This is a genomic window from Providencia sp. PROV156 (genome assembly GCF_028480905.1).
Taxonomy (GTDB): domain Bacteria; phylum Pseudomonadota; class Gammaproteobacteria; order Enterobacterales; family Enterobacteriaceae; genus Providencia; species Providencia hangzhouensis.
Genome location: NZ_JAMPPE010000011.1, coordinates 45324 through 57772, shown reverse-complemented (window position 1 = coordinate 57772; position 12449 = coordinate 45324). Strand labels below are relative to the sequence as shown.

At 35.9% G+C, this 12449-nt stretch carries 10 protein-coding genes; 4 read left to right on the top strand and 6 right to left on the bottom strand.

What is annotated here, in order from left to right; genetic code table 11:
- Positions 1-14 precede the first annotated feature (14 nt).
- A complete protein-coding gene (locus tag PSF31_RS09895) occupies positions 15-1442 on the bottom strand; it encodes a Na+/H+ antiporter NhaC family protein (RefSeq protein ID WP_004254427.1) in 1428 nt (475 codons plus the stop codon).
- A gap of 176 nt (positions 1443-1618) precedes the next feature.
- Complete coding sequence (locus tag PSF31_RS09890; RefSeq protein WP_164561030.1) at positions 1619-2161, bottom strand: GNAT family N-acetyltransferase; 543 nt, start codon at positions 2159-2161, stop codon at positions 1619-1621.
- A 79-nt stretch (positions 2162-2240) separates the two neighbouring features.
- Here PSF31_RS09890 and PSF31_RS09885 point away from each other — a divergent pair, with 79 nt between their 5' ends.
- Positions 2241-3170 (top strand): helix-turn-helix domain-containing protein, encoded by a 930-nt coding sequence (locus PSF31_RS09885; protein ID WP_232062960.1) that lies wholly within the window; start codon positions 2241-2243, stop codon positions 3168-3170.
- A gap of 2 nt (positions 3171-3172) precedes the next feature.
- On the opposite strand, the gene PSF31_RS09880 is transcribed toward PSF31_RS09885, so the two are convergent.
- Positions 3173-4072, bottom strand: coding sequence for a LysR family transcriptional regulator (locus PSF31_RS09880; RefSeq protein ID WP_197739775.1), 900 nt, complete (start codon positions 4070-4072; stop codon positions 3173-3175).
- Between the two features lie 117 nt (positions 4073-4189).
- On the opposite strand from PSF31_RS09880, the gene PSF31_RS09875 reads away from it, so the two are divergent.
- Complete coding sequence (locus PSF31_RS09875; RefSeq protein WP_164561029.1) at positions 4190-5368, top strand: MFS transporter; 1179 nt, start codon at positions 4190-4192, stop codon at positions 5366-5368.
- A 169-nt stretch (positions 5369-5537) separates the two neighbouring features.
- The gene (gene ada / locus PSF31_RS09870) at positions 5538-6614 is read left to right on the top strand and encodes a bifunctional DNA-binding transcriptional regulator/O6-methylguanine-DNA methyltransferase Ada (RefSeq protein ID WP_164561028.1); all 1077 of its coding nucleotides are present in this window, start codon (positions 5538-5540) and stop codon (positions 6612-6614) included.
- A 116-nt stretch (positions 6615-6730) separates the two neighbouring features.
- Here ada and PSF31_RS09865 read toward each other — a convergent pair whose 3' ends face one another.
- The gene (locus PSF31_RS09865; protein WP_164561027.1) at positions 6731-7975 is read right to left on the bottom strand and encodes an MFS transporter; all 1245 of its coding nucleotides are present in this window, start codon (positions 7973-7975) and stop codon (positions 6731-6733) included.
- Between the two features lie 523 nt (positions 7976-8498).
- Here PSF31_RS09865 and PSF31_RS09860 point away from each other — a divergent pair.
- Entirely contained in the window at positions 8499-9650 is a 1152-nt protein-coding gene (locus tag PSF31_RS09860) for an MFS transporter (RefSeq protein ID WP_164561026.1), read from the top strand.
- Between the two features lie 48 nt (positions 9651-9698).
- Here PSF31_RS09860 and ydeE read toward each other — a convergent pair whose 3' ends face one another.
- Together ydeE and PSF31_RS09850 are read right to left on the bottom strand one after the other, a co-directional pair.
- Entirely contained in the window at positions 9699-10889 is a 1191-nt protein-coding gene (ydeE, locus tag PSF31_RS09855) for an efflux MFS transporter YdeE (RefSeq protein ID WP_164561025.1), read from the bottom strand.
- 302 nt (positions 10890-11191) lie between these two features.
- Entirely contained in the window at positions 11192-12349 is a 1158-nt protein-coding gene (locus PSF31_RS09850) for an iron-containing alcohol dehydrogenase (RefSeq protein ID WP_164561024.1), read from the bottom strand.
- Between the last annotated feature and the right edge of the window lie 100 nt (positions 12350-12449).

Sequence of the window (12449 nt, the reverse complement as noted above, 5' to 3'; positions counted from 1 at the left end):
TAAACTCCCAATAATTAATAAGAAAAACCAAGGTAAAGGTAAATAGCAAGAACAATACTGGCAGTTACTAACGCATAAGGCATTTGAGTACGAATATGCTCAATATGTTCGCAGTCTGTCGCCATTGAAGCAACAATAGCATCCGCAGAAATTGGGGAGGTCATATCGCCAAATATTGAGCCAGAAATTGCTGCACCAATCATATATTCAACAGGCATTCCTACAGATAAACCTAATTGAACCCCGATAGGTATCATTATCGCGAAAGTTCCCCAAGAGGTGCCTGTTGCTAAAGACATAATGGCGCTAATTATAAAGATAAATCCAATAGAAAAACCTGGGGCCATAACTCCTTGAGTGACTTCAGCAATATAGGCTCCCGTGTTTAACTCAGCAGAGACATTTCCCATCAAGAACGCTAAGATCATAATTGAGCTGATTTTTAGCATATTGGCGTAGCCGATAAATAATTCTTTAAAGAATTCATCAATATTTAGTAACCGTCGACCGATAAACCAACAGAAAGATACCACAGTACCAAACATGACTCCCCAATATACGGATGTCGAACCACTTCCTTTGCTAAAGTCACCGTCACCAGTGATATATAGTGCGATAGGGACCATTAACACCGTAGATAAAATAGGAATAAAGAAGTTTAATGAAGAATGAGCGTTAGGGTGATCAATAATCTCTTCTTCATTATCTTGGCTTTGTAACTGGGAAATATTCCCCTCAATAAAATTTTGTTGATATTTATCTTCAGCTTTTTTCATGGGACCCCATGAAATATTGGTAAATACATAGAATAGGATAGTTATAATAGATAACCATGCCATTAAATTGTAACCAATCGAAGTAATTAAAATATCAAAGGGCTCGCCTTGAATCAGACCTTGGGAAATTTGTACCCCGATTAACCCCATTATTACTGCACCCCAACCATTGATGATGGCGGAGGAACAAACAGAAACACATGCTGTTTGGATAATATAGGACATTTTTTCAGGAGCAACACCATATTGTCGTGCTAGATTTTTAGTTGAGGCGCCAGCGACTAATTGGTTAATTGAGCTTTCAATAAAAATAAGAGAAGTAATGATAATGGCAAGAAACTGGGTAGATTTACGGTTTTTAATCAGTTTTGTCTTATTGGTTAGTAGCTGAACTAATGCTCGAACTCCGCCTGTCACAACAACAAGCCTCATTATCCCTCCGATCATGACCATAAAGACAATTGTTCGCGTATTCCCTGCAGATGAAAATGTATCAATAATACCATCAACGGTACCTTGCACACCTAATAATAGGTTGTGATCGTTAATGACAGTAAAACCAACGAATATTCCTAGCATTAATGAAAGCATGACTTGGCGAGTTAATATCGCCAAAATTATAGTCACAATGGGAGTGATAACGGTCCAAATACCATAGTCCTGCATGTGTTTACCTGTGATCCTAGTGAAAGTATGAATTTTATAATTATTGAAAAATCATAGCATTAATAGGAACACGGTAGAATAATTTTATTCATCATTGAAATGAGTTGTGACAATAAATTAATAAGAAAAAGGCCAAACAGATAAATGCTGGCCACATGTATAGATAGAATCAAATATTACTGTCGAGCTTGCCACTCTTTAGCGGTTATTTTACTAATATCTTCTGTCTTAGTTTCACCAATTAATTCAATAAATTGTGGTTCAAGAGTTGCATAATATTTGAAGCCGCATTTTTCTTGGGCAATTTTAGATTGTTCGTTACCTTGAAAGTAACCACACCATAAATTATCTAATTTCAAATTAGTGAATGCATGGTGCATTATGGCGTTAATTGACTCTGGTATAAGGCCTTTACCCCAGAACGGTACACCAATCCAATAACTGACTTCTGCATCATTTTTCCCAATGGGAAAATTACTTTCATGGCTAAATGATAATCCAATCAGGCCAATAGCTTGGTTTTCATTTTTTAACGTTACCGCGTAAATTTCATCTCGCATAAAAATATTCTTGATGATAGAAAGACTCTCTTCTTCATTTTTGTGGGCAGGCCAACCTGCGATAGGGCCAACTCTTTCATCTTTTGCATAGAAATATAAATCAGCTGCATCTGTTTCTTGCCAAGGACGCAATACTAACCTATTTGTTGCAAGTACCATTTTCTAATCTCCCCCGTTATGGTATCCCTTAATTTGAAGGCTATTTTAGGTATTTATGAAAATAAAATAAGGGCATAACTTGTACATTATTGGTACTTATGACAACTTTTTTGTTATGATTGCGTTATATGAAGCAAATCAAAGCACAACAATCATGCAGCATTTAAAAAATCATCAAATTGATTTACCGGAAGCCATTCGGATTGGCGAAAGCGATATGGATGAAATGCAATTTAAACCAATTAAAACATCCTATGTGGCGGTTTGTGTGTGCAAGCAAGGATATGGAGTATTCAATATTAATTTCAAACGGCATCTGATACGCAAAAACGATATTATCATTTTATACGATGATTCTTTTGCAATGCTGCAAGCCAAATCACGTAAATTTCGTTTGGAATATTGGTTGATTGATAAAAAGCTAGCAACAGAAATTGCCTATGTATTACCAAATCAATTATTTGCTTTTTTTAATGATTTTCCTATTATTTCAATGCCATTAGAAAAAGTTGCACTGTTTGAAAGCTGGAGATATATTCTTTTAGCTATAGTGTCTAATTGGGGTAAATATGGGGTATTACAATTAAAAAACCATTTACAAAATTTATTTTTAGAAATCAGTAATCATGCACAACACATTTCTATAAAACCAGAAAATAAAAGCCGCCAAGAGCAGCTGTGTTGGCGTTTTTGGGACTTAATTACAACTCACTGTAAGCAGCATAAAGAAGTGAAATTTTATGCTGAACAATTGTCTATTACACCATTCTACTTGTCCAAAATTAGTCAAAATTTTTTTAATGACCCACCAAAAGTATTAATAGATAGGCAAGTTATCCTAGAAATAAAAGCATTATTAGAAATTGGTAGTCTACCCATTAAGCAAATTGCTGATGAATTAAATTTTGAAGATACATCTTATTTATGCCGTTACTTTAAACGGCATACAGGGATGACGTTAACAGGGTTTAAAAAACGCATTGCACAGAAAGAGCGGAAAAATAAATAAGACTAATGCGGTTCAATTTTTGTTGAGTATTTTTTTATAAATTCAATAAAACAACGTAGTCGTGGCGAAACAGCTTGGTTACGGTAATAAACTGCATTTATGGGCTGACGGATCTCAATAGTTTCTTTTGTTAACACTTGTACTAATTCCCCACTAGCGAAGGCATCTTTCGTGACGAAATCAGCAGAACATAGAATTCCAGAACCTTGAATAGCAAGGTGAAATAAAACTTCACCACTGGTGCCAGCAATATCGGGGGTAATTTTTAATAACTGTCCATCATGCAACTTGATAGGCCATGTATTTAGGGACTCTGGTTGAGTAAAACCTAATAGGTAATGTTTTTTCAATTCATCAACGTTCTGTGGTACGCCATATTTTTCTAAATAGGAAGGGCTAGCAACTAAACGCTTCTGGCTAAAGCCCAGTAAAGTTGCATTGAGCGATGAATCCTTGAGTGTGCCAATACGAAATGCGACATCAATTCGTTTTTCTAACAGATTAGTAATTCCTTCATAGTTATGGATCTCCAGTTCGATTTGTGGATAAAGTGCATAAAACTGTGGAATTAACGGGGCAATAACATGAGTCAAGAAGGGGGTTGATGCATCTATACGTAACTTACCTGAAGGAACAGCTTGTCGTATTGAGAGCATATCTTCAGCTTCTTGAGCTAGCTCAACTATTTTTCGCGATTTCTGCAAAAATGCAGCGCCTTCATCACTAAGTTTAATCGAACGAGTTGTTCGGTAGATTAACGTCGTATTTATTTTTTCTTCAAGCCTGAGTAATAAACGACTTACTGTCGATATTGTCATGTTTAATTGCTCTGCTGCTGCGGTGATAGAACCACAATCTACAACGCTAATAAAGGCCTGAAGCTCTTCAAAAGTTATTTTCATTATTGCATATCCGGCAAAAGTTATTTTCACCTTAACGCCTTTTTCATTGAGTATCAATGTGAAAAAATCCTGCACATTAATAAAAATGTTAATAATTTATTTCAATAAGGTTTTTATATGAGAATTAACACGGCATTACTAGCATTAGCAATAGGGGCTTTTGCTATTGGAGCAACAGAGTTTTCGCCAATGGGAATGCTTCCTTATATTGCTGATAATATACAAGAAAGTATTCCATCTGTGGGTGTGATAGTGGTTATTTATGCCCTTGGCGTTATGGTTGGTGCCCCCATCATGACACTGTTATTAGCTAATCGTCGGCCAAAGTCCGCCTTGGTTTTTTTGATGTTGATATTTACTGTCGGAAATTTACTTTCCGCAATGTCACCTGATTTAGTGACGCTGTCACTTTCACGATTTGTGACGAGTTTGAATCATGGTGCATTTTTTGGTTTAGGAGCCATTGTTGCCGCGAGTGTAGTACCTGCAGGCAAACAAGCTAGTGCGATTGCAGCTATGTTTATGGGGCTAACGATTGCTAACATTGGTGGCGTGCCATTGATGACTAAGTTGACTCAAGTTGTGGGATGGCGTCAGGCGTTTTATTTTATTTCTGCTTTGGGAGTGTTAACCATTATTAGCCTAATTTTGGCGTTACCAAACCATCTCATGGGGACAAAAGTAAATGTAAAAAATGAATTGCGTATTTTACGACGCCCTCAAGTCCTATTAGGCATGTTATCTACTGTATTAGGTGCGAGCGCAATGTTTACGTTGTATACCTATATTACACCAATGTTAATGAATTTTATCCAGGCTTCAGACCAAATGATCACGATGATGTTAGTGATTATCGGTGTAGGTTTTACTATTGGTAATTATATTGGTGGATTATTTGCAGATAAGTCACTCTTTGGCACTTTAATAATATTTTTCATTATGTTGGCATTAAGTATGGCTATATTCCCATTTATTGCTGTAAATGAATTTGGTGCGGGTGTCGGCCTAATGATATGGAGTATTTTTAGTTTTGGTATTGTGCCACCAATTCAAATGTTAGTTATGAATGCAGCTACAGGGGCTCAAGCTTTAGCTTCCTCTGTTAATATTGGAGCTTTTAATCTAGGAAATGCCATTGGTGCAGCAATTGGTGGAATAGTTTTATCTTATGGTTATAGTTATTCAATGATTAGTTTTATGGGAGCAATAGTTGGTGTTTTAGGTATTTTGGTTATTCTAGTCATTTTTCGCAAAAAATCTGATATTAGAATAACGGATGAAGTTACATGTAGTTAATTTTACTGCATTCTTTCTTCAATTGATGACTATTGTAAAATCACCATTAAGTGGATTAAGATGATTATCTACCTGAATGGATAAAGCTTGAATTAAAAAGCAATGTTCGGAGTTTTTTACAATTGTAGTTTGTCATAATTAATGTAATTAACCAGTGCAGGGTGACATGATGACAAATAATAATTTGTGGAAAACGCCAGAACAGAGATGGCAAGCGGTGGTTGAAAGGAATAAATCCGCAGATGGTCATTTTATTTACGGTGTAAGAACCTCTGCTATTTATTGCCATCCATCTGCGGCAGGGCGTTTACCAAATAGAGAGAATGTTGAGTTTTTCGATAATGAGCAGCAAGCTATTGAACAAGGCTACCGTGCTGGAAAACGCTTTCGGACAGAAACGTCACAATTAACCCAGTTCTATCAAGAACAAATTGAAAAGGCTTGCCGTTATATTGAGCAGCAGGTGCAAACGGTGAGCTTAGCAGATTTAGCTGATTATATTGGTATGAGTCGCTACCATTTCCACCGTTTGTTTAAAGCGCAAACAGGGTTAACACCAAAAGCCTATGCGGATGCATTTCGGCATAAAACATTGCAACAACGGCTTCAAGAAAAAAAGCGAATTACGGATGCTATTTATGATGCGGGTTATCAATCAAATAGTCGTTTCTATGAAGCCTCATCTCAACGACTAGGTATGACGCCGAGTGAATGGAAATCAGGAGGGGTAGGCAGTAAAATTTATTTTGCTCTTGCGGTTTGCTCATTAGGAACATTATTAGTTGCACAAAGTCCGATAGGTGTTTGTGCCATTTTGTTAGGGGATGACCCTGAGCAGTTATTGAATAATTTACAGGATAAATTCCCAAAAGCAGAGCTGATCGGAGGAGATGACGGCTTTGAGCAACTGGTAGCTCAGGTGGTGGGTTTTATCGAAGCACCTGAAATTGGTTTAAATTTACCACTGGACATTCAAGGTACTGCATTTCAACAACGCGTTTGGCAAACATTACGTAATATCCCAGTTGGGGAAACAAAGAGTTACAGTGATATTGCAGAAAAAATTGGCCAGCCTAATGCTGTCAGAGCAGTCGCTAATGCCTGTGGTGCAAATATGTTAGCGGTAGCAATACCATGCCACCGTGTTGTTAGAAGTAATGGTGACCTTTCTGGCTACCGTTGGGGTATTGACCGAAAACAAGCGCTATTGCTAAAAGAGGCGAAGTTTAAGGCAGATAATAATTAAATCGCACTAAAAATGAAGAGTAACCTTAATATGATTATTTCAAAATCATATATTTGAAATAATATAAAACCCCTTATTCTATGAACATATCTAATGAATAAGGGGGCTATCAGTGGTTAAATAGTTGCTTTCGGTTGGCTATTTTTAGAATAGAATAAGTAAATCACATAAAGAAGCGTAAAACTGGTTGTGTAACCCGTAAAAATCATCCAGAAAGTTTTCCAATCCACCACGCCATTGACCGTATTAAGTTCGATAACCCAGCCACATAATACAGCACCTAAAAATGTGCCAAAACCATTGACTAATGTGGTGAATACACCTTGAGCAGTTGAGCGAAACTCAGGTGCAATTTCTTTTTCCAAAAATAGTGCTCCCGCGATATTAAAGAAATCAAATGCGCAGCCGTATACAACCATGGATAAAAATAAAGCGATAGTACCAATCACAGTGAAATCACCGTAAGCAAATAAACCTAATCGTAAAATCCACGCAATCATACTCATAAATAGGATAGCTTCAATTTTGAATTTTTTGAGTAATAACGGTAAAAGCAAAATAAATATAATTTCTGAAAATTGCGATATTGATAAAAAAATTGTGGGGTATTCAGAAAAAACCGAGCCTCTTGCTTCAGGCATTAATGCCATATCTTGTAAGAAGGGAACGCCAAAGGTATTGGTAATTTGTAAAACAGAGCCTAATAACATGGCAAAGAATAGAAATACTGCAACTCGTCCTTTTTTAAAGAGTAAAATAATATTTTGACAACTAAAGCTGGGTTTTTCTTCTTTTCTCTCAATTTTACAGCTCTGTGTTGCAATAAAGAAAATAGAAAAAATACTGAGTACAATCGATGCAATAGCACCTATATATAATTGATAAAAACTCATTTCCAATTTTAATAAGCTAATTGTCCACATAGCGACAATAAAGCCTAAGGTACCGTAAACGCGTATTTTGGGAAAGTAAACATCAGAATCGAGTTTTTCAGCGCTCAACATTTCAAAAACAATACTATTACAAACAGAAATAGTCGGCATATAAAACATTAGATGAACTAATGTCACAATAAATAGTAGGGTTATTGAATCACTATGAGCCATTGAGATTAAAAATACAGCAGAAATAATATGTGATGTAATGTATACCAGTTTTCTGTTATTAATTTTATCTGCGATAAATCCGATGATAATCGGTGAGCATAAGGCTGAGATACCTAATGTACTAAAAATTAAGCCAATTTCACCGCCTTTGAAATGTAATGTATTGAAGAGGTAAGATGCAAAAGTAACTAGCCATGATCCCCAGATAAAAAATTGTAGAAATGAAACGAATTTAAGCCGAGTGATAATATTCATGTTTATATACCTTCCGTTAGCCTAAACATGCTTGAATGTAATTATTAAATAAACTGTTCTTTTAATTGATTTAATAACTAAATATTGAAGCATCTATCATATTATTGTTTGTGCATTATAAAATAGATAATGAGAGTTTTTTTTGATATAGAAGTGGCTAAGCGTCGATTAATAGTCGGAATTAGTATTATTTTATAAGTGTTGTCACGTATAAAAATGCTTGGGAATAATAAAATCAGGTTATCATTAGCATTTTTAAATTTAAGATAGTGGAAAAATAGTTAATATATATTTAACTTTTAAGTGTTGAAATGCATTAAGTTTTAAGTTTTAATCTACGTCTAGTCACCCGCCTCTTCAAATTCACTATCCAATTAACTATTTCAATATCTCCAATACTTAAACTTTCTTTGCGTCCTAGTAGTTTACGATTCTAAAAAAATTCACTTATAAATCAATGAATTGAAAAATTCAATTATAACAAGTGATTAGAATATTCAATATATATCAAAACGAGAGAACTATGACTTCTACTCATTACTTACTGCTTTTGTCGGCAGTAGCGGTATACCTTGTTGGTACCGCAGAATTTATGTTATCGGCTATTTTATCGCCGTTAGCAACGGTATTTCATGTTCAACCTGACCAAATTACGTGGTTGGTATCGGCTTATGCGTTGGCCTATACCTTGGCAGCTCCTATTATTGGTTTTTTATCAGATAGAATTGATAGACGAAAAATTGTGCTTATGGCTCTTTTACTATTATCACTCGATAGTTTAGTCATTATTTTTTCACCTAATCTATTGACTGCACTTGTTTTAAGGGGCTTCGGAGGATTGGCTTCTGCTGCACTTGTTCCCGTTATCTTCGCACTTATTGCTGATGTAATTAGTGAAAGTAAACAAGCTACAGCAATGGGGAGTATTATGGTGGGAATGACTGTCGGTATTATTACGGGGCCAATCATTGCAGGGATATTAGTCCAGTATTTTGCTTGGTACGCCCCTTTTATTTATACCGCGATAGGATGCTTAGTCGTATTCATTATAGGGCTATTTATACTGCCGCACTCTCAAAAAACTGTCGGAAAAAAATTATCTTTTAAAGCGATTAAACATGTAGGTATTACCAGACTCATATTAGCGAAAGGTTTATGGAATGGGGTATCAGTTTGTATGTTTTTGCTTGCAGGTGAAATATTAAGGCTACGATCCCACTTAGAAAGCGCGGAGGTTGGTAGCTTAATGGGATTATTTGGGATGGGATTATTATTTGGTAATGGATTCGTTGCAAAAATTGAAAAAATTAAAGTATCAAATAATACAAAACTCGTGGTTATTATTTTAATAATCATAGTAACGATTATCTTATTTCTTAGTGGGTGGCTTTCGTTAATTGGTCATGGATTATGCTTAACTATTATTGGTGGGATGTTAGGATTGGCCTCCCCGATAAGCACCGCAATGTTAGCAAGGCAAAGTGCAGAGAATAAAGGTTTTGTCTTGTCTATATCCGAGAGTGTTAACAACTTGGTTTTATTATCTGCATTACCAATATTTTCTTTACTCTTTTCGAAAAGTTATCTTAACGTTTCTATAATCATGACTATTGTATTATTGAGTTCAGCTATTTGTTTAGTTTTACCGACAAGAAAGAGAATAAAAAGGCAGTAGATTTGTCATTTTTCTCCACCGAAAATGTTTTTCAGTGGAGAAAAAATGCTATTGGGTAACTAATAATTGTTTTTTTCTTAGACGCATTCCATTTAGCATGGATAGCCAGGCTAAAAATGTAATAAACATAAGAATAATGAAAATAAAATAGGGGGGAAGTTCAGTTAATACAACTCCTGTTAACATCGGATTAAATGCACCGCCAAGTAGCCCTAAAGATTGAGCCGAAAAATAACTGGCCTTCATTCCGTCTGGAGCAATACTATCAATTAACATGTATTCGCCAGGGGCGTAGATTAACTCACCTAAAGTGAAAATAAAGGCGCCAAGAGCCCATAGGTATAAGTTTTCATGGGCATACATAAAGGTTGCCAACCCTAAAATAAAAAATAGACTACCTAATGTCATCAATTTTCTTAAGTTATCTGGAGTGATACGTTTGCCAACTGTATATTGTAACGTCACTACGACAATAGCATTTACGGGCAAAATAACACCGATAACCACTTGGGCAAAATCACTGTTAGCAACGGTGATGGCATATTGGGATATCCAAGTGGTAAAAGTTCCAAAAACTAATGAACCTAAGAAAGTTGATAAAATAAACCATGCCAGCACTTGGTCTCGTAGCATAGAGACAGGATTCCATTTGCGGATCTGGCCTTCTTCTAATGGTGTCGGTTTTATGCTCTGTACAAACCGTTGTATAAAAAAGATTGGAAAAGCGGCTGAAATTGCAGCTAAATAGAATGGTAAGTTAATACTATACATTAATAACCAGGTGCCAATGGGCGGGCCAACAGTCCAGCCTATATTAATGAAGGTATAATTTAAGGAAAATATTTTTGCTTTTAATGTAACCGTAAGGGTATCTGCAAAATAGGCTTTTAGTACCGTTGAGAATACGGAATAAGAGCAATTTATTAACGAAAAGAAAATAATGACTAAAATAGCATTATTCACGATAGGTATCGCAATAAACCCACAAATAAAGGCGATAACTGCGAATAGCATACAGCGTTTTTTATCAACGCGGTCTGCTAACATACCAAAGCCCATACTAAATAAAACACCAACCACCATAGCCATTGACATTGCAACACCGACAATATCAATAGCCATCTTATATTCACGGGTTAGGTAAATAGCCATGAAGGGCAATGTTGCACCACGCCCAATCGTTAAGAGCAGAGATGATGCAAGTAATGCACTGTTTGATATATTAAATTTAGATAACATGGCTCACAACCTAACTTATTAATTGTTGTTATATATTTGTTTCGGACTATCTGTAAGCTATAAAATACCTAAATTTACAGTGGTGAGATATGGTGATTGATGCTCAAAATTGAAAACAATATTTTGCTGATGCTAATGTGCCATTCTCAATTAAAAATCTGGCAATATGAAATACAATCTAGCCAATTAAACGTTATATGCTGTTGTAATAACCGATAAATTTAAATGACTTATAAGGAAAAGCGCTTTCGGTGATAAAAAAGAAAAAGGTGCAAGTTTGCACCTTTTCGAGAGGGAGGAGATTATAAAGCGGCCGTATATACGCGGCGGCTAACCTCTAAGTTAATATCTTGGTGCTCACCTAATTTCACCATATTGTGTGCAGCTAAGCTATTAACTAATGGTTCAATAACCTCTTGGGTCAGTTGGTAGTCACTAAAACGAGTACCTACTTGCATTTTTTCAAAGAACTCTCGAGTTAACTCAATGGCTTTTAATGCTTTCTCTTGGTCAGAACCTGACGTAATTCCCCAAACTCGTTCTGCATATTGCACTAATTTGGCCTGTTTTTGGGCTAATTTTTCCGTCAGCATGGATGGTAGAACAATAGCGAGTGTTTGTGCATGATCCAAACCATACAGCACAGTGATTTCATGGCCTAACATGTGAGTAGACCAGTCTTGTGGTACCCCAACACCAATTAAACCATTTAAAGCCAAGGTGGCTGTCCACATTAAATTGGCTCTAATATCATAATCTTTTGGAGTCTCAAGCGCTTTAGGTCCAATCTCTATTAATGTTTTCAATAAGCCTTCTGCGAATGCATCTTGTACGTAAGCATTCACTGGGTAAGTCAAATATTGTTCAATAACATGAACGAAAGCGTCAACAACACCATTACTTATTTGGCGAGTCGGTAAAGTATAGGTTTTTACTGGGTCAAGAATAGAGAATTGAGGAAATACATGGTCGCTCATAAAAGCAAGTTTAGAATGCAGTTCTTCACGAGTAATTACAGAACCCTTGTTCATTTCGGAACCAGTAGCAGGTAATGTTAACACTGTACCGAAGGGCAGCGCAGTTTTTATAGTCGAGCCTCTATTTGTGACCACCTCCCATTTATCGCCTGGGTAATTTACCGCGGCTGCGATAAATTTAACACCATCAATGACGGAGCCACCACCCACCGCCAGCAAGAAATCGAAACCTTCTTTTTCAATTTTATCGACAGCTTTTATCAATGTTTCATAGCGAGGATTGGCCTCAATTCCACCAAAATGATCGAATGTTCGAGATCCTAAAGCTTGCTCAACTTCATTTAAGGTTCCTGTTTTTCTTGCACTTTCACCGCCAAATAAAATAAGAACCTTAGCATTTTTAGGGACAACTCGGTCAAGTTCACTGATTTTACCTTCACCAAACATGATACGAGTGGGGTTATAAAATTCGAAATTGTTCATATATGGCCTTCGTAGAAAGTAGAAATGAATCCAAATAATTACATGCATATAATATAATTACAAGTAAACATAATATAATCTTAAAATGATTGTGTATCAT